The organism is Bacteroides sp. GM023 (assembly GCF_014750685.1).
In the GTDB taxonomy this organism is placed as follows: domain Bacteria; phylum Bacteroidota; class Bacteroidia; order Bacteroidales; family Bacteroidaceae; genus Bacteroides.
In genome coordinates this window covers 381,409-404,723 of the sequence record NZ_JAAXGE010000006.1, presented here as the reverse complement: position 1 = coordinate 404,723, position 23,315 = coordinate 381,409, and the positions used below count along the sequence as shown (strand labels likewise).

Here is a 23,315-nt window from a genome sequence, read left to right as displayed (position 1 = left end):
TTATATGCGTTAAAAACAAGATTCTTTTATAAGATTGAACTGAAAATTCCTATCTTTACAATGAAAACTTCAATATTTAGCTCATGAAAGACCGGCATTTGCTATTTAAGTATATATTCGGATTATCCGTTTGCTTTCTGTTTCTTCCTTTATATATAGTGCTGGCTGGCGACAGCCCAATTCATTTTAAGCGTTTGTCCGTAGACGACGGATTGTCGCAAAATACTGTACTTGCCCTGACTCAAGACCATAATAATAAGATTTGGGTAGGCACGATAGACGGCTTGAACTGGTATGAAGGTTCCCGTTTTGCTTCTTACTATAAAGTACCGGACGATACAACAAGTTTGGCGAATAATCATATTTATTCACTTCACACTGACCGGGAAGGTGCAATATGGATAGGTACTCAAGTCGGCTTGTCCCGTTATAATATTGTAGGGAATAACTTCACCAACTATTCCTCGCCGGACAACCAACCGATGCAAGTGTTGGTTATCGGAGAACCGGAAGAAGATGATTACCTTTTACTTGCCACTAATATAGGCTTGATGATTTTCAATAAAAAGACGGGACGGATGAAAGTACAACCAGAGCTTGCTGGAAAAACAATCTATTCTGTTTGCCGGATGAATGACGGCTTCTTGCTTGGGACTTCGGAAGGTGTCTATTTCTACTATGAACGGAATGAAAACGTGACGCGACTGCTGTTGCAACTGAAGGGGGAAGCCATAGCCGATATATTTTATGATGACAGAACCGGAAATTGCTGGCTGGCTTCATTAACTAACGGCGTGTATTGCGTGGATAATAATTTTCAGATAAAACGGCATTATAACAAACAGAATACTCCTGCCTACTTTCTTACAAACTCAGTCAGGACATTGTGTCAGGATGATAAAGGAAGAATTTGGATAGGGACGATGGAAGGCTTGCTTATTCTTGAACCGGAAACGGAGACTTTTCAAATTAGCCGTTTCTCTTCCGAAGACCCTACTTCATTGGGGCACAACTCCGTCCGCTCTATCTTGAAAGATACTCAGGGTGGTATGTGGGTTGGCACGTTTTATGGCGGACTTAATTATTATCATCCTTTAGCTCCGGTTTTCGGACGCTTGCAGCATTCGACCTGGCGGAACTCTCTGAGTGACAATACCGTGAGTTGTATAGCCGAAGAACCGGACAGTGAGAACCTATGGATCGGTACGAACGATGGTGGGTTAAATTATTATAACCGAAAAACCGGAGTCTTCTCATTCTTTCGGGCAGGCACTTCTACCAATTCTCTGAAGTCTGATAATATAAAATGTATATGGACGGATAAAGATGGTAGTGTCTATATCGGTACGCATGGTGGGGGATTGAGCCGTCTGAATCGAAAAAGTGGGAGAATAGAGACATATGATTTTCCGCATTCGGTTTCTCTGAACAACAGTTGCTATTCTTTATTGGATGGAACGGATGGAACGCTTTGGGTAGGCGGTATGAACGGGCTTTATCTTTTAGATAAACGGACAGGGGAGCTTTCCATGCATCCGTTAGCTAAAAAACATAACCAACTGGAGAATGTGCTGATATATACATTATTTCGTGATTCGAAAGGAAGGATATGGATTGGAACAGAAGAGAGCCTGTTTTTGTATGCAGGCGGAAAATTGGAAGAATTGCATCTTTCCTCTTCGGGGCATCTGCATGGATTGATACAAGCCTTTAGTGTGTTAGAAGACAGTCATCACGGCATTTGGATAGGTACTTCTACAGGGTTATACTGTTATAAAGAAGGTGCATCAACCGCTTGGGGGCACTATACGATGAAAGATGGGTTGCCGAATGACTTTATTTATTGTATATTGGAAGATGAACGGGGGCGTTTGTGGCTGACGACCAATAAGGGACTGGCTTGTTTTAATAGGGAAGAAGGTACTTTCCTCAATTATACGAAACAGGATGGACTGCTTCATGACCAGTTCAATTATTACGGAGCTTGCAAGACACAGGACGGAACATTCTTTTTGGGCTCTTTGGGAGGTGTCGCCTATTTCAAACCTTATGAACTGGGGGATAATCCGTATTCTCCGAATGCGGTGGTTACAGGGGCGGTAGTCTTCAATCAAGTGATTACGGATGTGAAGAGTGAACGGGTGCGTTATTATCAGGACGAGCAGGGACGAATGTTAGGTATGTCATTTCCTTCCGACCAAAAACTGTTTAATATCCGTTTCGCTGTTATTAATTATTTGGCGGGTAAACGGAATCAATTCATTTACAAGTTGGAAGGATTTGAGACGGAGTGGAATTATTCCCGTCATGTCTCGTTTGCGCGGGCGAGTTATTCCAATCTTCCGCCCGGAGAATATGTATTCAAGGTGAAAGCGTGTAACAATAATGGAAAGTGGAGCGAAGCTACTACCGAATATTTTGTGCACATCATCCCGATGTGGTATCAGACTTGGTGGGCAAAGATGCTTTTCGTACTCTTTTCCGTAGGGCTTCTTATCTTTATTATATATTTCTTCATTGCTCGTGCCAAGATGAAGATGCAGGTGCGAATCGAGCAGATAGAGCGAAACAAGGTAGAAGAAATCAGCCAGGAAAAAGTGCGTTTCTATATGAATATGTCTCATGAACTGCGTACTCCGTTGAGTCTGATACTCGCTCCTTTAGAGGAACTTTTGGGGCAGAAAAGCCTGTTGGATACTCTTGTGCGACAGAAGCTGGATTATGTTTATAGAAATGGGCGGAAGTTGTTGCACATTGTCAACCAGTTACTTGATTTCCGTAAAGCCGAGGCAGGCGCATTGCCTATTCATGTCGCACTGACAAATGTTGAAGGATTGTCGCAGGACATTCTTGCCTTGTTTAATGAAAATACACAAAAGCGTAATATAACTGTTAGCATGAAGTCTGATCTGGCAGGGCGTCTGCTTCCGGCAGACAAGACGTATTTGGAGACTATTCTGATGAATTTGCTTTCAAATGCTTTTAAGTTTACGCCGGATGGGGGCAATATATCGCTTTCTCTAAGTGCGGAAGGAGAAACGTACAGCTTCACTGTAAGAGATAGTGGTATCGGTATGTCTGCGGAACAGCTTACCCGTATTTTCGAACGTTTCTATCAGATAGACGGTCAACGGAAAGGAACAGGCATAGGATTGTCATTAGTGAAAATGCTGGTGGAGAAACATCACGGAACTATAACCGTGACAAGTGAGCCTAATCAATATACAGAATTTAAAGTCACTTTGCCTGCCGATATAAATGCTTTCACAGAGAAAGAACGGGAAACACCGGAACATGGAGCCGAAGCATCCGTTTCCTTCCGGGAACTTCCGGTGGTTGACGAATATTTCGCCGGCGATATATCGGCTGTGGTTGCCGAGGAAGCGCTTGAAGACGACAGTCGGATAGAGGCTGCTGGTGAGGGGGAATGCTCCACTATCTTACTGGTGGATGATAATAAGGAAATGGTGGATTATCTGAAAGAGAATTTCCGTCGGAATTATGTGACACTTACTGCCGGAAACGGAGAGGAGGCGTTGGCTATCATGAAGGAACACCGGGTGGATATCGTTCTTTCCGATGTGATGATGCCGGGAATTGACGGGATTAAATTTTGCCAGTTAATCAAGAGAAATCTGCAAACCTGCCATATACCGGTGATTCTGCTGTCTGCCAAAGGAAGTGTCGATGCACAGACGGAGGGTATTCAGGCAGGAGCGGATGATTACATTACAAAGCCATTTTCTATTCAATTACTGAAAGGCAAAATCGCCAATCAGCTGAAAGCACGCCAACGTTTGAAGCATTATTATTCTAATACGATTGATATTGATACTGCTAAAATGACGTCCAACAATCTGGATGAGGAATTCATGAGCAAAGCGATTCAGGTGGTAGAAGAGAATATTAGCAACGAGGGTTTTACATCCGACGAACTGGCAAGCAAACTTTGCATGAGCCGCTCGTCACTTTATCTCAAGATGAATTCCGTATCCGGCGAACCGCCTGCTAACTTTATCCGGCGTATCCGTTTTAATAAAGCCTGCAAGTTATTGCTGGAGGGGCGCTATTCCATTTCTGAAATCAGCGGGATGGTAGGTTTTGGCTCTTCTTCTTATTTCTCTACCAGTTTTAAGAAGTATGTTGGCTGCTTGCCCTCGGAATATGTAAAGCAGCACACTAAATAATAATATCGAACTTGCATAAAGACTAATTCTTTAGATACAAAGAACTAGTCTTTATTATATATGATTTTATTCGTCTGACTATAGTTGAACTTTCGTCTGACTATAGTGCTTCTTTCGTCTGACTATAGTTAGACGAAAGTTCAACTATAGTCAGACGAATAAAATAGTACATCACCGGAGATAGTTTTATTCGGTTCGGTTTTTAGAGTTTCGGATGTTCTGATTTAATAGTATGTGAATACCTTTTTTATTCTTTTATATTCCCTGTAGCTACCTGTAGCTCCTATCTTGGACGATTTTTAAGTTGAAATGCACGAAATCAAAGTCGCATTAGACACTATCAGAGAAGGAAGAACTGATTTGAAAGTCCCGTTTCGGGTGGTTTACCTACATTTGCCTACAGAAAAACCAATCATTTGATATCATGAAAAAAGTATTATTGATTTCATTCGTAATCTTGTCTGCGGCTGCACAGATGACTTATGCACAAAAGCAAGCAGTCATCAAGTTGACGGAGACAACGTTAATGCATGAGATGCGTGCTACTCCTTGTCCGCCAGATAAGGCTATAGTAAATGACCGTGCGGTTTCTTTCCAATGGCCGCTCCGTTCGGATATGAACTCGCAGGACAGTCCGTTGGACGGATTCGAACACAAAGTAAAGAAAGTCGATAAAACGAAAGTTACCTATCGTTTACGCTATTCTCAGGACTCTGGCTTTAAGTCGGGCATTACTCAGGTGGATACCCGTTGGCCGTTTTACAATCCGGAGAAGCCGCTTGCCCCCGGTGTATGGTACTGGCAGTTCGGATATGTAGAAGAAGGGCAAGTAGTGTGGGGAAGTGTGCAACAAGTCACTGTGGAAGACCGTCCGGGAAAATTCTGTCCGCCTTCATTGAAAACACTGTTGGCAAAATTGCCGGCAGGCCATCCGCGCGTATGGATGATGAAGGACGAATGGAAGGACTTTATGAACCGTAGCAAGGAAAAGATGGAAAGGCAGTGGTATCTTGAACGTGCCGAAAGTGTGCTTCAGACTCCGATGAAATCGGTGAAAGATATTAATACTTCTCAGGTGAAGAATCTGAAAAATGAAATGCAGATTAATTCGTACCTTACCCGTGAAAGCCGCCGCATTATTGATGCGGAAGAAGGAAACGCTGAGGCTTTGATACGTGCGTGGTTGTTGACGCAGGATACTAAATATGCTGACGAAGCCATCAAACGAGTATTTATTATGGCGGAGTGGGACAAGGATAAGAATGTGAAAGGTGATTTCAATGCTTCTTCTCTGTTGTCACTTTGCTCTATGGCTTATGATTCGTTCTATGACCGGCTAAATGTGGCGCAAAAGAAAACTTTGCTTGAAGCCATCAAGGTGAAAGGTGGCGAGATGTACAATAACTTCAACAACCGTATGGAGAATCATATAGCCGACAATCATGTATGGCAGATGACACTCCGTATCCTGACAATGGCGGCGTTCAGCGTGTATGGTGATTTGCCCGAAGCAGACACATGGGTAGATTATTGCTACAATGTTTGGCTGGCACGTTTTCCCGGATTGAACAAAGACGGTGGTTGGCACAACGGTGACTCTTACTTCACAGTCAATACCCGTACTTTGATAGAAGTACCTTATTATTATAGTAAACTGAGCGGATATGATTTCTTCTCCGACCCGTGGTATCAGGGAAATATCATGTACACTATCTTCCAGCAACCCCCCTTTTCCAAATCCGGTGGAAACGGAAGTTCGCATCAGAATGTGGCACGTCCTAACAGTATCCGTATCGGATATTTGGATGCGTTGGCACGCCTTACTGGAAACACGTATGCAGCCGACTTTGTACGCCGCACCTTGAAAGTGGAGCCGGAATATATGAAAAAAGCGTTGTTGAGCAAGCCGGGTGACCTTGCATGGTTCCGTCTTCAATGCGACAAGCCATTGCCGGAAGGCGAAGGATTGACGGCACTTCCTGCAGGTTACGTATTTCCCGCAACGGGACTGGCTTCTTTCCAAACCAATTGGGATAGAGTAGGTGGTAACGCTATGTGGAGCTTTCGTTCCAGTCCTTATGGTTCTACTTCTCATGCGCTCGCCAATCAGAATGCGTTCAACACTTTCTATGGTGGAAAACCATTGTTTTATAGTAGCGGTCACCATATCGAGTTTACCGATGTACACAGTATGTTGTGCCATCGTGCCACACGGGCTCACAATACTATCTTGGTAAATGGCATGGGACAGCGTATAGGAACGGAGGGATATGGTTGGATTCCCCGTTATTACGCCAGCGAAAAGATAGGCTATGTACTGGGAGATGCTTCCAATGCTTATGGAGAAGTGATTTCACCGCTTTGGTTGACACGGGGTGAACAGTCCGAAGTACATTATACGCCCGAAAATGGTTGGGATGAGAATCATGTGAAGACTTTCCGTCGTCATATTGTAAACTTGGGAAAGAGTGGATTGATTTTTGTTTATGATGAACTGGAGGCAGACGAACCGGTGAACTGGAATTACCTGTTGCACACTACGGAAAATCCCATGACAGTGAATAAGGCGGATAACCGTTTTGTACACGTTCAGGCTACTAACCGTGGCGGAGCGTCGGACGCTTATCTCTTCTCAAGCGGAGTGTTACAGACTGACACAACCAGTAGTTTCTTTTATCCGGCAGAAAATTGGCTGCGTGCCGATGATAAGGGCAACTTCAAGAAATATCCGAATCACTGGCATTTTACCGCTACATCGGAAAAGGGACAAGTATATCGCTTTGCCACTATCATCAATACGCATGCTCTGAAATATCCCGCCAAAGATCCGGAAATTCTGTCTGATGGACGTATCAAAGTGGGCGGCTGGCTTATCAGTGTGAACCTGAAACCGAATGGTGCACCTTCTTTCTTCATTCGCAGCACCAGGGAGAAAGTGAATATCACATACAAAGGAGAAGCTACCATCGTCAATGAAGACGGATATGAAACAGTAATGAGGGATACATTGCCCGAACTGGAAATCTGATAAACAAACATGAAAGATACGTAACTATGAGACATTCGAAATTTAATATGAGAACTGTGTGCCTGTTGGCTGCATTATCGGGTATAGCTGTTTTGTCAGCCCAGACTCCGGCTAAGCCCCGTGTGCAGACTTCCGCTGCTCCGGAAGAAACGACAGTCTACAAACCTGACGGAAAGAAGCCGGTAACAGTAATTGGCGTTCCTGCCAAAAATGGAGAGAGCAAAAAGGAAGCCTCCGGCAAAGTGGGTGCGGGGAAGGCGGCTGCTTTAGACGGCAAAGGCTATCTGGCACTGAAAACTAACGTGCTGTATGACGCTTGTGCTCTCTTGAACCTTGCTGTGGAAATGCAGGTACACAAAAAAATAACTGTGGAACTGCCTTTGACTTGCAGCTTGTGGGACTTGGGGAGTGAGCACGGAGTACGTACCGTGGCATTGCAGCCGGAAGCCCGTTGGTGGATAGGAAACGAAGCAGGGCGGGGACACTTTGTCGGACTACACGCTCACGTGGCATGGTTCAACGTGAAATGGAACGACAACCGTTATCAGGACGTTGACCGCCCTTTGCTGGGAGCCGGACTAAGTTATGGCTACAAACTGCCTTTGTCCGAACATTGGGGAGCGGAGTTTACTCTGGGATTGGGATATGCCAATATGAAGTATAATACCTATTATAATATAGCCAACGGTGCATTGCTGGATACACGTGTCCGCCACTATTGGGGAGTAACCCGCGTAGGAGCGTCACTGGTATATCGCTTCTGAACTCAATAGGAATATACCTGTAAATACGATAACAATATGAGAAAAAGTTTATATATACTGGCACATTGCACTTTTCTGTTATTCTTTGCTTTTTTAGTGAATGGATGCAGCCTGCACGAAGAACCGGAAATGACTCCTGACGGAGAATTGGGGGTAGACCCTACAGCAGTGACGCTGAATCTCAATCTGACAATGAGTCTTAGTTTGGAGGAACGGGCACCGATGACGATTAGCCGTGCGTCGGAAACCAAATATCTGCGACGTTTTATCGTTGAGGCTTACTTGGATAGACAAGTGGTTGCACGACAGACGGTGTATGAAGAAGATTTCAGCCGTTCTACTCTGCCCGTCAGCATGAAGTTGCATGCCCGTAACTATCGCATCTTGGTGTGGGCTGACTATGTGAATTCGGAAACACCGGAACAGGGGCTTATCTATGATGCGGAGAACCTGGCTTTCATTCTTCCTGCTGGAAAATATATAGGAAATAGCCGTTACAAAGATGTGTTTGCCGCTTCTACGACAGTAGACCTTACTTCCTACCGTAATGACTGGGGAGCCGAAACCGGACTTGATGTAACATTATACCGCCCCGTGGCGCGCTATGAATTGATTGCGAAAGATGTGGAGACGTTTCTCTATAAACTCTCTACCGGCAGTCTGAAAGGTGATAGCTTTACGGCTCGTGTGAAGTACAGCGATTATCTGCCTACGGGATATAACTTATGGGACGATGTGCCCAAGAACTCGCTGATGTACATGGAATATAAGGTCGCCTTTGAACGTCCTGCCGACGGTACACAAGAACTGAAACTGGGATTTGACTATGTATGGGTCGGGGCCGGAGAAACAGCTTCTATTCCGGTGGAGCTGGAAATCCTGAATGAGAAGAATGAAGTACTGGCACGTACAATATTGAGTATGCCTTGTGAACGGAACAAAAACACAACTGTACGTGGTAACTTTCTTACTTCCGATGTAAATGGCGGAATAGGTATTGACCCCGGTTACGACGGTGATTTGGAAGTAGACCTTGGAGAATTATAATTAAGAACAAATGAATTAAGAATTGCTTAACCATAAAAATTACAATCATGAAAAAGAACTTATTTTATTCGCTAATGACTTTGTGCGCAGTGCTTTTCACATCATGCGGACAAGAAGAAATCGTTTCGGACAATGGAAATGAAATCAAAGCTCCTGTTACTATCTCTGTACAGGCTCCTGTCAATAATCCTCTCAGCCGTGCGGGTGTCACTATACCTGAGGGCTATACGATGCAGTGCATCATGCAATTGCTGGATGCGGAAGGCAATATGGTAGGTGTGCAGGATATTAAGCCGGTGACGGACGGCAAGGTATCCTTCACAATTTCAGTAGATGAACAAAAGAATGTAGCGAAAGCGTTGTTTTGGGCTGAATATGTTCCGACAGCGGGTGCTGCCGGTAAAGTATATGATACTGCTGACTTGAGAGCCGTAGGATACAACGCAGCGTCATTCGATTTGACAAATGCTGCGTTAATGGCAGCTTGCGACGCTTTCTGCGGAAAGTTGGAAACTATCGGTAATACCAGCGTGACATTGAAACGTCCGTTTGCTAATATTAGTGTACAGCCGAAGAATCCGGCAGTGGCAGCAGATGCAACTAAACTGGAAGTGAAATACGATGCTTTGAGCGGATATGATATTTTGGAAGGTAAATGTAGCACTACTGCTCCTGTGACTTATACGAATGCAAGTTTTAATTCAGCAAGTGGAGCTTGGTTCTCTAATTTCTTTTTTGCTCCTACGGATGTGACGAATTTTGCCGGAGAAGTTAGTATGGCGTTGAGTGGCGGATATGAAAAAACGATAACAATACGTGCTAACGCATTGCCTTTAGATGTCAATATGCAAATTTCGGCGAAATTTGAAATTGGTGATGGCAACTATGAAGTGGATGTAGAGGTAGACCCTGATTATGAAGCATTGGAAATGAAAGTCGGCAGTTATATTGATGCAGAAGGTAAAGTTGTGCGTGATGCAGCGGATGCTGTTGGTATCGTTTTTGCGATGGAGGCTATCGGCAGCGATGTTCCGGCTAATTATCCTGCCGCACTTCAGGGAAAGACGATTGCCGGATATGCGGTAGCGATTGAAAATGTAGCTGCAGGTCGTCAGGTTCTTAATCCTAATGGTGCATTGACAAATTTGGTTGAAACAGCGGCGAGTGTGACTAACGGAACGCAAACAACGGAGACGTTCTTAACAGGAATTGGAGAGGCTGCATTCAAGACTACTTATGAAACATGGACAGGAGAACACGCTCTTAGTAGTGACAATTTGAGCACATGGTATATTCCAACATTGGCACAATTGAGTGCATTTATGAATACATTGTTTACAATGGGAGAAATCTCAGCTACCGGTAGCGAGGATTTTAGAAACTTGCCTGAATTTGAATTTGTGATTGGCAAAATGTTTGATAGAGACCCTGTTGCTACGGTGAACTATGCTTCTAGTACTATTAATAATCAAGGTAATATTTCGGGGGTACGTATTAATGTTAGTAATAGCGTTGTAACTAATGCGCAAGCAGCAGGTATTAGTGTTACGGGAGCTTCTGCTCAGTCAGCTCTTTGCCGCCCCATGATTACCATCTTCAAATAGTCTTAGAACACTCGACCTTACTCAATAGAAGTGTTAAGAAAGTGGGATACCCCCATTCCACTTTCTTACTTTCTTCTCCATTGAAACTTTTGAAAATAGAGCCCTAATCTTATACCTCGAAAAGAAGATAATATGCACACCTTATTTCAGCTATCGGTTTACCTTTTGTTAGTTGTACAGTTGCTCATCGGCTGTTCATCCGACCCGTTGTCCGAACTGGACGTAATGCAGCCCGAGACGCCCACCGAAATTCCTGATGCTTATCAGGATAAGATACGGACACAGCCTTATCCTAAAGCAGATAATGAACTGTATCTGAATCCTGCTCCTCTTATTGTTCCTCAAGCTATGAAGACAGGCGAAAGATTACAATTCTCCCTCTCGCGTACCGAAGATTTCAGCAGCTCCGAAACATTGGTTACCGAACCGCAGGAATGGTGTATGTATAATCCTCATCGCCGACTGGATACCGGCACATGGTTTTGGCGCTTTCGCTCTACTAATGCTAATGGAGATATGCCCGATGAATGGAGTCAGGTCTATCGTTTTGAAGTAAAGAATGATACTCCGGAATTTGTAACTCCCGCTTTTAAGACATTCTTAGAAAACGCTCCCCGGCTGCATCCCCGTATTTACTGTTTTCTTGATGAACGTATCGAAGAAGCTCGTACTCGTGTAGCTTCACATCCTGAATACAAAGAATTGCTAAGTCGTGCAACTCTCGCATTAAATGTCGATTATACGACAATGACCGATTTGTATAATCGTGCCGAAGAACTCCGGCAGCACGCCACTTATCTCTATCAGGCTTATCACCTGACTCAAAAAGAAATTTATGCTGAAAAGTTGCGTCAGCTACTCGAAGCTTTGATTACTGCTCCGCCTGCCGACAAACAGCTTTTCGCATCCAATTTTACCGCCAGTAATATCGCCTGGTGTCTTGTTGCAACTTATGACCTGCTTTATGATAACTTATCAGCTTCCGACCGTATCTCAGCCGAAGAACTGATGATGCGTGTGGCACGCTATTATTATAAGGTGAATTGCGGTTTTCAGGAAAATCACCTCTTCGACAATCATTTTTGGCAGCAGAATATGCGTATCCTTTTTCAAGTAGCTTTGTCGCTCTATGACAAACCTGCTTATTCTTCCGAAGTGCTGCCGATGCTGGAATATTATTATGAACTGTGGACAGCCCGTGCTCCTGCTTCCGGCTTCAATCGTGACGGTATGTGGCACAATGGCACAGGTTATTTTAGTGCCAATATCTTGACTTTAGCCTATGTGCCTGCTTTGTTTTCGTACATCACCCGTCAGAATTTCCTGCTGCATCCGTGGTATCAAAACGCGGGACGTTCGATGGTCTACACTTGTCCGCCGGGCTCAAAAAACAATGGCTTTGGTGACAACAGTGAAAAAGGCACTGAACCCAACCGTCTGATTGCCGCTTTTGCTGACTATTTGGCTTGCGAGACAGGTGACTCTTATGCCGCATGGTATGCCGGAGAATGCCGGGAACTCTTGCGTCGTGACTATGAGCTACGTCTTTATCGCATGTGTACCGCTCAGGATTATAATACATCTTTCCCTGCGGATGCAGCAAAAATGGTATGGTATAAAGATGCAGGTGAAGTGGCTATGCACAGCCATCCGGAAGAGCTGGAAAAAGATTTTGCACTCTCGTTCCGTTCCAGTACATTCGGTTCGGGTAGTCACACCACTGCCAGCCAAAATGCTTTTAACTTGTTATACAAAGGAACTGACGTTTATCGTAGCACAGGTTATTATCAGAATTTCAGTGATGCACATAACCTGATGTCTTATCGGCATACCCGGGCACACAATACCCTGTTGGTGAACGGTATAGGACAGCCTTATTCCACCGAAGGCTACGGTAATGTGATGCGTGCTATGAGCGGACAGCATATCAGCTATTGTCTGGGCGACGCTTCGTATGCTTATAGAAGTATTAGTAATGACCCGATGTGGATAGATTACTTCAAACAGGCAGGTATTACACAGACGCCTGATAATGGTTTCGGTACTACACCACTGACTAAATATCGCCGGCATATATTAATGCTTCATCCTTCCACTGTACTAGTGTATGACGAACTGGAAGCCTCGGAAACTGTACGTTGGGAATGGTTATTGCATAGCCCTACGGAATTTGGAATCGATGCTGTGAAAAAAACATTGTCTACCAATAACAATGCTAAAGGTTTTGTTGCCGTAACTCAACTTTTTGGCGGGCACGTTTTCTCCTTGTCCCAAACAAACCGCTTTGTAGTTCCACCCGCTATTTCAGGAGCAGAGTATCCCAATCAATGGCATCTCACTGCACGGGTGGATGGCAGTTCCGCCACTCGCTTTCTGGCTGTTATTCAGGTGGCCGATACGAAAGGGGCTATACCTGTCATTCATCGTGACGGAGATACTTTCAGTGTAGGCGACTGGACGATTGAAGCTGTTCTTGATGCTTCCAAAGCCCCGAAGCTCACGATAACCCACTGTACGGAACCGGTTGTATTCAGTTATGGAACAGACAATCCTACGTTGAACGGAATCTCTTATTCCCGTCAGTACATTGGTTCTTCAATCCTTTTTGATGAAATGGACGGAACTTGGCAAGTGACAGAAATGACTGACCGGACACCGGTATCTACCCGGGCGATAACATAGTGACAAAACAATGAACTATAATGGATATAAATAAAGAATAGAATATCATGAAAAGTAAAGTTATTAGTATTTTATTTCTGCTTGTCGGTATATCCGGCATTCACGCCCAAAGTCTGACTGTCACCGGTAAGGTGGTGGACAACGAAGGACTGGAAGTGATTGGGGGAAATGTAACTGTGAAAGGCAAACAAAACACAGGTACTATCACCGACATCAACGGTAAATACACCATAACTGTCAGCGACCCGTCTAAAGATGTACTGGTCTTCTCTTTTATCGGTCTGGAAAATATGGAAGTGCCCGTGAAAGGAAGGAAGCAGATTGACGTGACTATGAAAGCTGCTTCGGTATTGCTGGACGAAGTGGTAGCTATCGGCTATGCCACAGTGAAACGTAAAGACTTGACCGGTTCTGTAGCTTCCGTCAGAAGTGATGATTTGCTCAAAGTACCTTCGTCCGACGTAACTCAAGCTCTTGCGGGACGTATGGCAGGTGTACAGATTATACAGACGGACGGACAACCCGGTGCTGCCATGTCAGTGCGTGTGCGTGGCGGTATCTCCATCACGCAGAGTAACGAACCGCTTTACATTATCGACGGATTTCCTACGGAAGACGGAATGGCCAGTCTCGACCCTGCCGATATTGAAAGCATCGATGTGTTGAAAGACGCTTCGGCAACAGCTATCTATGGTGCCCGTGGAGCAAACGGGGTAGTGGTAATCACTACCAAAAGCGGTGCGAAAAATGAAGGAAAGGCGACCCTTACTTTTGATTCTTATGTGGGAGTACGTACCCTTGCCAAACGTCTGAATGTGCTGAGCGTAGAGGAATTTGTATTGGCGGATTATGAAAGAACATTAGGTGACGCTACCGACCCCGAAGAAAGTATGCGGGCATGGCAAAACCGTTACGGCGGCTTTGTCGATTTGCACGAAAACTATGCCAACCGTGAGGGTATCGACTGGTTAGACAGTACTATGGGACGCACCACTGTTACACAAAACTACCGGGTAGGTGTGAACGGCGGTAATGATAAACTGAACTATAATATGTCTTACGGCTACTTTAAAGATGAAGGTGCTATGGTATATAGTGGAAGTGACAAACACAATATTGCGCTTAGTGTAAAGAGTGAGGTAAACAAGCGTCTCTCCGTCACAGGACGTATCAACTTCGATTACCTGAAAGTATATGGTGCGGGTGTTGCCGGAAATGGAACGAACGATGGCGGTAGCAATGTAGACGCTAAGTTTAACAAAATGGTGCAGATACTGCAATACCGTCCTACAATCGGTATTCGTGGAAATGATGATGAACTGTTGGCAGGAGAAGATCCTGTATTGAACGATGCGGACGGAAACGTGATGCAGAATCCGTTGATAGCCGCTGCCGAAGAAAAAGACAATAAGGAAACACGTACCTTACAAGCTAACGGCGGGCTGACCTTTAAAATAATGAAAGGACTGACATTCCGCAATAATACAGGTATGCGTTACCAGCTATACCGCCGGGAACTTTTCTATGGCGATCAGTCCATTATGGGAAGGCGCAGCGGTATTTACGGCTCTATCCGAAATACGGAAACCGGAAGTTTCCAGACCTCTAACGTCCTGACTTACGACAAACGTTTCCAGAAGAAACATAAAGTAGTAGTGCAATTGGGACAAGAGTTTGTGAAACGTTGGACACGTGTTCTCGAGTCCGGCGTCAGCGGACTTCCTACTGATGAATTCATTTTGGGAGATATGAGTTTGGGTACTCCGTCTGTTGCCTCGTCTGATGAAAACTATGACGACAACCTGCTTTCTTTCTTTGCCCGTCTCAACTATGATTTCACTGATAAATATTTGTTCTCCGCCACTTTCCGTGCGGACGGTTCTTCCAAATTCGGTAAGAACAACAAATGGGGATACTTTCCTGCCGTATCAGCTGCTTGGCGTGTAAGTGAAGAAGATTTTATAAAGAGACTGAACCTCTTTTCCGACTTGAAATTCCGTATCGGATACGGTTTGGCAGGTAACAACCGCATTGGTAGCTATAACAGCCTTGCTCTGATGTCTTCTATTGCCACAGCTATGGGGGATAAATTAACTCCCGGCTATGCTTCCAAGCAGATACCGAATCCCGATTTGAAATGGGAAGCGAACAAGACATTTAACATGGGCATAGATTTAGGCTTCCTGAATCAACGTATCACTGTTTCCCCGGAATTCTATATTAATAGGAGTAGCAATTTGCTGCTGAATGCCCAGTTACCTTATTCTTCCGGTTATCAGACTATGTTGATTAACGCCGGCGAAACGAAGAATGTAGGTGTGGAATTGACAGTGAATACAGTGAACTTTTCTACAAAGAAGTTTAGCTGGAATACTACTCTGACACTGTCGCATAACAAGAATTCTGTGAGAGCATTGACTGGTGAGGCGGTACAACTCTATGAAGCAAAATTCGGCTTTAACCAAAATACGCACCGCATTGCTGTCGGAGAACCGTTAGGGCAATTCTATGGGTACATCACCGATGGTCTGTATCAAGTAGATGATTTTAATTACGATGCTTCTACCCGAACTTATACTCTGAAAGACGGTGTACCTTATCATGGTGATAAAGGTCGGATTCAGCCGGGAATGTGGAAGTTCAGAAACTTGACCGAAGGCGATGATATTATTGATGAGAATGATAAAACTATCATCGGCAACGCTCAACCGAAATTCTATGGTGGTCTGAACAACTCCTTTACTTATAAAGGATTTGATTTGAGTATATTCCTTACTTTCAGCTATGGCAACGAGGTACTGAATGCTACAAAACTGGTTACCAGTAAAATAGGTAGCCAGAACTATAATGCATTAGATGTGATGAACAGTAACAACCGTTGGATGACCATCAACTCCGCAGGACAGAAAGTAACAGACCCCACAGAACTGGCAGCTTTGAATGCAGGTAAAGCGGTAGCCGCCTATCATGACGCTCAGCAAGGAGACAATTATATCCACTCTTGGGCAGTAGAAGATGCTTCCTATTTAAAACTAAGTAATGTGACTTTAGGATATACATTCCCGAAACACCTGATTGCGAGAGTGGGATTGAAGAATCTGCGTCTGTATGCTACGGGTAATAACCTGTTGACTTGGACAAAATATACCGGTTTCGACCCGGAAGTCTCTACAATGAAAAGCGGACTGACACCCGGTGTTGACTTTGGAGCGTATCCGCTCAGCCGTTCTTTTATCTTTGGTCTTAACGTAGCTTTTTAATTCTTTAAATCATAGTAATCATGAAAAAGATACATCTATTATATACCACATTGGCCCTATTACTGACAGGGCTTACTTCTTGCGAGGATTTACTGACGGAAGAACCCAATTCTAAATATGACCGCGACCGCTACTTCGATTCGGAAGAAAAAGCGGAAATGGCTATCATGGGTATATACAATTCCTTGTCGGATTTCAATCATTATGGTTGGTATGAAATGGCTGTTCCGGCATCGGACGATACATATTATACAGCCCGTACACAATCAGATAATCAGGTTCACGACATCGCACATTATCAGCTCAACTCCACGAACACGTGGATTGAAAGCATATGGAAACTGAAATATGAAGGTATCGACCGTGCCAACCTGACTATTGACGGTATCAGCGGCATGACGGGATACAACGAAAATATCCGCCTGAAAGCACTGGAAGCCGAAGCCCGTTTCCTGCGTGCCTTCCTTGCATTCGACTTGGTGAAAGGCTGGGGAGATGTTCCCTTCAAAACTTCTTATTCCTCATCCTATGAATCCGCCTTCGGTGAACGTGTAGACCGTGAAACGATTTACGATGAAATTATAACCGATCTAACTTTCGCAAAGAACAATCTGGATTGGGCTACAGCTTCTTCCAGTCCCGAACGGGTGACACAGGGGGCAGCCCGTGCATTGCTGATGCGTGTATATCTGCAACGTGCCGGATATAGCCTTCACTCAAACGGGCAGTTGGAACGACCGGACGACAGCAAGCGGAAAGAATATTTCGATGCAGTGATAAAAGAATGGGAAGCTTTTGAAGATAAAGGATACCATGACTTTTGTGACGGTGGATATGAAGCACTTTTCAAAAGTTTTTCGCAAGGCGTGTTGAATACGAAAGAAAGTCTCTGGGAGATTGCTTTCTATCATTCCCAGGGGCGTCGTAACGGTGGAGCGTGGGGAATTTATAACGGGCCTCAGGTAGCGGAACCTACCGGAATCTCTGCATCCGAAGCGAATCTGTATATGGGACGTGCCAATGGCTTTTTTATCGTTGTCCCCGAATGGCGTGGCTTTTTCGAAGAAAAGGATAAGCGTCGTGATGTAGCGATTTGCACTTACCGCTATATATGGAACGGCACTAAAAAGGAGCACGTAAAAGAAGAAAGAAGTGCCGGAAGTTGGTATGTCGGAAAATGGCGCAGGGAATGGATGCCGAAAGAATCATGGAATAAGAATATCAATTATGCTGATGTGAATTATTGTCCTTTACGCTATGCCGATGTCGTATTAATGACGGCCGAAGCATATAATGAAACAGGAACCGACCGTCAGAAAGCATGGAATTTATTGAATAGCGTTCGTACCCGTGCCGAAGCTACCCCTATCACAGAAGCGAATTATGAAGAAATAATGAGCGCACGAAAAGAAAAGCATAACCTGACTTTCATTGACGACTCTACCCCCGAAGGAAAATTCCGCACGGTTCTTTACTGGGAACGTGGTCTTGAACTGGCTTTTGAAGGACAGCGCAAGTACGATCTGATACGTTGGGGCGTGTTGGGCAAGGCGCTGAAACTGTTTGGTGCGGTCAGTTCCGTGAACCAGAAAGAGAACAAGCCTTATCCTGCTTACCTTAATTTTACAGAAGGCAAACATGAGCTCTTTCCTATCCCTCTGAAAGAGATACAAAGTAATCCGAAACTTAATGGAATGAATAATAACGGGTATTAGTAAGACCTTCAATAGAATAGGTAACCGGAAAAATATATAAAAATAGTTTGCCAATTCAAAGAAAAGCCGTACTTTTGCAAGCCGATTATTATCACAAAATGATAAGAGATTAATTCATAGCAAGTTAGTCGTCCTTTGTCCGGGGAAGGCTAATGAGTGGTGAAGACAATTTTAGTAGTAACATTTAAAAAACAAATTTAAGAGTGGATACTTTAAGTTACAAGACCATTTCTGCAAACAAGGCAACCGTAACCAAAGAATGGGTTATTGTTGACGCTACAGACCAGACTTTAGGTCGTCTGGGAGCAAAAGTTGCAAAATTGCTGAGAGGAAAGTACAAACCAAACTTTACTCCTCACGTAGACTGCGGTGATAACGTTATCATCATCAATGCAGACAAAGTAAAACTGACTGGTAACAAATGGAATGACAGAGTGTATTTGTCATATACAGGCTACCCTGGTGGTCAGAGAGAAATGACTCCTGCCCGTTTGATTGCTAAACCGAACGGAGAAGAGAGATTACTGAAAAAAGTAGTGAAGGGTATGCTTCCTAAGAACATTCTGGGAGCTAGATTGCTGGAAAACTTGTATGTTTACGCTGGTGGCGAACACAAACAGGCTGCACAGAACCCGAAAATGATTGATATTAATTCATATAAATAAGATATAATGGAAGTAGTAAATGCATTAGGCAGACGTAAACGTGCTATCGCACGCATATTCGTAAGCGAAGGTACAGGAAAGATTACTATTAACAAGAGAGACCTTGCAGAGTACTTTCCATCAACTATTCTTCAGTATGTTGTAAAACAACCATTGAACAAGCTGGATGCTGCTGAGAAGTATGACATCAAGGTAAACTTGTGTGGTGGTGGTTTCACAGGTCAGTCTCAGGCTTTGCGTTTGGCAATCGCCCGTGCACTGGTTAAGATGAACGCTGAAGATAAAGCTGCTCTTCGTGCTGAAGGCTTCATGACTCGTGACCCACGTTCTGTTGAGCGTAAGAAACCGGGACAGCCGAAAGCTCGTAGAAGATTCCAGTTCAGCAAGCGTTAATGTGCTGCCTGACAGAGGAATATGTTTAGTATCTAAACTACTGGGACTCTGCTCGCAGACTACCCGGCGGTTGGTTTAGAAAAAACAAAAAAGAAAGTAAACGATTTAAAGAAAAACAAAGATGTCAAGAACAAATTTTGATACATTATTGGAGGCTGGTTGCCACTTCGGACACCTTAAGAGAAAGTGGAATCCTGCAATGGCCCCTTATATTTTCATGGAACGCAATGGTATTCATATCATTGACCTCCATAAAACAGTTGCAAAAGTAGATGAAGCTGCTGAAGCTTTGAAACAGATTGCCAAATCAGGCAAGAAAGTTCTTTTTGTTGCTACTAAAAAACAAGCTAAACAAGTTGTAGCTGAGAAAGCTCAATCTGTTAATATGCCTTATGTAATCGAGCGTTGGCCGGGTGGTATGTTGACCAACTTCCCGACTATCCGTAAGGCTGTGAAGAAGATGGCTACTATCGATAAATTGACTAGCGATGGTACTTATTCTAACCTTTCTAAAAGAGAAGTTCTTCAGATTTCTCGTCAACGTGCAAAATTGGACAAGACTTTAGGCTCTATCGCTGACCTGACTCGTCTGCCGTCTGCATTGTTCGTTATCGACGTAATGAAAGAAAATATCGCAGTTCGCGAAGCTAACCGTCTGGGTATACCGGTATTTGGTATCGTTGATACTAACTCTGACCCTTCAAACGTGGATTTCGTAATTCCTGCTAACGATGACGCTACTAAATCAGTAGAAGTTATTCTGGATGCTTGTTGCGCTGCAATGATCGAAGGATTGGAAGAAAGAAAAGCTGAAAAGATCGATATGGAAGCTGCTGGTGAAGCTCCTGCTAACAAAGGCAAGAAGAAATCAGTAAAAGCTAGACTCGACAAGTCTGACGAAGAAGCTATCAACGCAGCTAAGGCTGCTGCTTTCATCAAGGAAGACGAAGAGGCTTAATATATAAAATGTGCCAATTTGCTAATGTGCAAGAGTATTGTTATACGCTTGCATCTTGATTGGCAGATTGGCACATTTTTTTTGTTTTGGAAATTATTATTCATTTAAATAAAGGAAATTATTATGGCTGTAAGTATGGCTGATATTACCAAGCTGCGCAAAATGACCGGAGCTGGTATGATGGATTGCAAAAATGCGTTGACTGAAGCTGAAGGCGATTTCGACAAGGCAATGGAGATTATCCGTAAGAAAGGACAAGCTGTTGCTGCTAAGCGTTCAGAACGTGAAGCTTCTGAAGGTTGCGTTTTGGCTAAAACTACCGGTGACCGTGCTGTTATCGTTGCTTTGAAGTGCGAAACTGACTTCGTGGCTCAGAATGCTGATTTCGTTAAATTGACTCAGGATATTCTTGATCTTGCTGTGGCTAACAAATGTGCGACTTTGGATGAAGTAAAAGCATTGCCGATGGGTAACGGTACTGTACAGGATGCAGTGACTGACCGTAGCGGTATCACAGGTGAGAAGATGGAACTTGATGGTTATATGACTGTAGAAGGCGTATGCACTGCTGTTTACAACCACATGAATAGAAATGGTCTTTGCAGCATTGTTGCTTTCAACAAGGTAGTTGACGAACAACTGGCTAAGCAAGTAGCTATGCAGATTGCAGCTATGAACCCGATTGCTATCGACGAGGATGGAGTTTCTGAAGAAGTGAAACAAAAAGAAATCGAAGTTGCTATCGAAAAAACAAAAGCTGAACAAGTACAGAAGGCTGTAGAGGCTGCTTTGAAGAAAGCTAACATCAATCCGGCTCATGTGGACAGCGAAGAACACATGGACAGCAACATGGCTAAAGGTTGGATTACAGCTGAAGATGTAGCGAAAGCAAAAGAAATCATTGCTACTGTTTCTGTTGAGAAGGCTGCACACCTGCCCGAACAAATGATTCAGAACATTGCTAAAGGCCGTCTGGCTAAATTCTTGAAAGAAGTTTGCTTGCTGAACCAGGAAGATATCATGGAAGGTAAGAAGACTGTAAGAGAAGTATTGGCAGCAGCTGATCCTGAACTGAAGATTGTTGACTTCAAGCGTTTCACTTTGAAAGCTGAATAATTTTCTTCTGAAAATAGAATATAAAAGACGGTCATACGAATATTCGTAGTGACCGTCTTTTTTTATGTGAATTAACCGCCTATGCCTTTGGTCTTGGAATATCCCTCTTTGACAAGCAGCTCCATAATCTTAGTCTTGAAATCTCCTTGTATGATGATCTCTCCGTCTTTTGCCGAACCGCCTACTCCGCATTTGCTTTTCAGTAACTTACCAAGCTCTTTCAAGTCATTTTCCGTACCAACGAATCCGGCAATTAATGTCACCACTTTGCCGCCACGGTTCTTTTTGTCAATAGAAACCCGAAGGTTTTGTTTGCTTTTATCAAGGGTTACCTGTTCTTCGTCGTTGTCCATCTCATAACCGAAGTCAGGGTTTGTGGAATACACGACGTTTAATCTATCTTTCCAATCATTATTTTTCATACTCGTCATATTTATTTCTTCTCAAAAGTATCAAACTTATGGAAAAGAGCAAAATTTGTACCACTTTTCATTGTTTTGTTTAATCTCTATTAAGGTTTTCCATTATTGGGTTGTCAGTCTCAAAAAATAATGTACTTTTGCAAAATACCAAATTTTGTAAGAAGAATGAGCACTTATATACGAAAAGAGGCGGATAAAGTGCCGGAGCCTACCTTGCGCAGACTTCCCTGGTATCTGTCTAATATAAAACTAATGAAAGAAAAAGGAGAGCAATATGTCTCTTCTACACAAATCTCTAAGGAAATAAATATTGACGCTTCCCAAATCGCCAAGGACTTGTCGTATGTTGATATTTCAGGACGTACGAGAGTTGGTTATAATATCGACGCGTTGATAGAGGTGTTGGAAAGCTTTCTTGGATTTACCAATATGCACAAAGCCTTTTTGTTTGGTGTAGGTAGCTTGGGTGGAGCTTTGCTTCGTGACTCCGGTTTGCAGCATTTCGGACTGGAGATTGTTGCTGCTTTTGATGTCAACCCTGAATTGGTAGGGAAGGACTTGGACGGAATCCCTATTTTCCATTCCGGTGATTTTGAAGCAAAGATGAAAGAATACGATGTGAATATCGGTGTGCTGACAGTACCTATTAATATAGCTCAGGAAATTACAAATAAAATGGTAGACGGCGGGATAAAGGCAGTATGGAACTTTACTCCTTTTCGTATTCGCGTACCGGAGAATATTGTCGTGCAAAACACTTCCCTGTATGCTCACTTGGCTGTTATGTTTAACCGATTGAATTTTAACGAGAAATAATGAAGATTATTGCAGTAGGAATGAACTACGCCCAGCATAACAAAGAACTGGGGCATACACAAGTAAATACGGAACCGGTAATTTTTATGAAGCCTGATTCTGCGATTCTAAAAGATGGTAAACCGTTTTTCATTCCCGACTTTTCTAACGAGATACATTATGAAACGGAACTGGTAGTCCGAATCAACCGATTGGGGAAGAATATCGCTCCCCGTTTTTCTAACCGATATTATGATGCAGTGACAGTCGGTATTGACTTCACGGCTCGTGACCTTCAGAGAAAGTTTCGTGAACAGGGAAATCCCTGGGAACTGTGTAAAGGTTTCGACTCGTCAGCAGCTATCGGCGATTTTGTTCCCGTAGACCGCTATAAGGATATTCAGAATCTGAACTTTAACCTTCTGATTGACGGTAAGGAAGTGCAGCAGGGGTGTACGGCAGATATGCTCTTTAAAATAGATGATATCATAGCGTATGTCAGTCGTTTTGTAACACTGAAAATCGGAGATTTGCTGTTTACGGGCACTCCTGTCGGTGTAGGGCCTGTCAGTATAGGACAGCGCTTGCAAGGTTATCTGGAAGGGGAAAAGCTTTTGGATTTCTATATTCGTTGATTGACCTTCGAACATTCATCATTAACCATTATCACCAATCACTA

General features: G+C 43.7%; 15 protein-coding genes. 14 read left to right on the top strand and 1 reads right to left on the bottom strand.

The genetic code is table 11. The features are described 5' to 3' along the window. Positions 1-83: 83 nt before the first annotated feature. From HC965_RS15285 to tsf, 12 genes are all read left to right on the top strand, one after another. Positions 84-4,187: a hybrid sensor histidine kinase/response regulator transcription factor gene (locus HC965_RS15285; RefSeq protein ID WP_191032270.1), complete on the top strand. Its 4,104-nt coding sequence runs from the start codon at positions 84-86 to the stop codon at positions 4,185-4,187. Between the two features lie 424 nt (positions 4,188-4,611). Beyond that, positions 4,612-7,215: a DUF4962 domain-containing protein gene (locus HC965_RS15280; protein WP_191032269.1), complete on the top strand. Its 2,604-nt coding sequence runs from the start codon at positions 4,612-4,614 to the stop codon at positions 7,213-7,215. Positions 7,216-7,241: 26 nt separating this feature from the next. Then, complete coding sequence (locus tag HC965_RS15275; protein WP_191032268.1) at positions 7,242-7,979, top strand: DUF3575 domain-containing protein; 738 nt, start codon at positions 7,242-7,244, stop codon at positions 7,977-7,979. A 36-nt stretch (positions 7,980-8,015) separates the two neighbouring features. Further along, complete coding sequence (locus tag HC965_RS15270) at positions 8,016-9,026, top strand: DUF6562 domain-containing protein (RefSeq protein ID WP_191032267.1); 1,011 nt, start codon at positions 8,016-8,018, stop codon at positions 9,024-9,026. 47 nt (positions 9,027-9,073) lie between these two features. Next, on the top strand, positions 9,074-10,630 hold the full coding sequence (locus tag HC965_RS15265; protein WP_191032266.1) for a hypothetical protein: 1,557 nt from the start codon (positions 9,074-9,076) through the stop codon (positions 10,628-10,630). Between the two features lie 132 nt (positions 10,631-10,762). Then, entirely contained in the window at positions 10,763-13,312 is a 2,550-nt protein-coding gene (locus HC965_RS15260) for a DUF4962 domain-containing protein (protein WP_191032265.1), read from the top strand. A 47-nt stretch (positions 13,313-13,359) separates the two neighbouring features. Next, entirely contained in the window at positions 13,360-16,572 is a 3,213-nt protein-coding gene (locus HC965_RS15255; RefSeq protein WP_191032264.1) for a TonB-dependent receptor, read from the top strand. A 20-nt stretch (positions 16,573-16,592) separates the two neighbouring features. After that, a complete protein-coding gene (locus HC965_RS15250; RefSeq protein ID WP_191032263.1) occupies positions 16,593-18,287 on the top strand; it encodes a RagB/SusD family nutrient uptake outer membrane protein in 1,695 nt (564 codons plus the stop codon). 203 nt (positions 18,288-18,490) lie between these two features. Then, positions 18,491-18,952 (top strand): 50S ribosomal protein L13, encoded by a 462-nt coding sequence (rplM, locus tag HC965_RS15245; RefSeq protein WP_191032262.1) that lies wholly within the window; start codon positions 18,491-18,493, stop codon positions 18,950-18,952. A gap of 6 nt (positions 18,953-18,958) precedes the next feature. Continuing rightward, positions 18,959-19,345, top strand: a complete 387-nt coding sequence (gene rpsI / locus HC965_RS15240; protein WP_077155340.1) for a 30S ribosomal protein S9 — start codon at positions 18,959-18,961, stop codon at positions 19,343-19,345. A 121-nt stretch (positions 19,346-19,466) separates the two neighbouring features. Beyond that, complete coding sequence (rpsB, locus tag HC965_RS15235) at positions 19,467-20,303, top strand: 30S ribosomal protein S2 (protein ID WP_044656424.1); 837 nt, start codon at positions 19,467-19,469, stop codon at positions 20,301-20,303. Positions 20,304-20,426: 123 nt separating this feature from the next. After that, the gene (tsf, locus tag HC965_RS15230) at positions 20,427-21,419 is read left to right on the top strand and encodes a translation elongation factor Ts (RefSeq protein WP_191032261.1); all 993 of its coding nucleotides are present in this window, start codon (positions 20,427-20,429) and stop codon (positions 21,417-21,419) included. 71 nt (positions 21,420-21,490) lie between these two features. Here tsf and HC965_RS15225 read toward each other — a convergent pair whose 3' ends face one another. After that, the gene (locus HC965_RS15225) at positions 21,491-21,841 is read right to left on the bottom strand and encodes a translation initiation factor (protein ID WP_191032260.1); all 351 of its coding nucleotides are present in this window, start codon (positions 21,839-21,841) and stop codon (positions 21,491-21,493) included. A gap of 165 nt (positions 21,842-22,006) precedes the next feature. Here HC965_RS15225 and HC965_RS15220 point away from each other — a divergent pair, with 165 nt between their 5' ends. Further along, complete coding sequence (locus HC965_RS15220; RefSeq protein ID WP_191032259.1) at positions 22,007-22,657, top strand: redox-sensing transcriptional repressor Rex; 651 nt, start codon at positions 22,007-22,009, stop codon at positions 22,655-22,657. Next, on the top strand, positions 22,657-23,271 hold the full coding sequence (locus HC965_RS15215) for a fumarylacetoacetate hydrolase family protein (RefSeq protein WP_191032258.1): 615 nt from the start codon (positions 22,657-22,659) through the stop codon (positions 23,269-23,271). Before HC965_RS15220 ends, HC965_RS15215 begins: the two co-directional genes overlap by 1 nt. Positions 23,272-23,315: the final 44 nt, after the last annotated feature.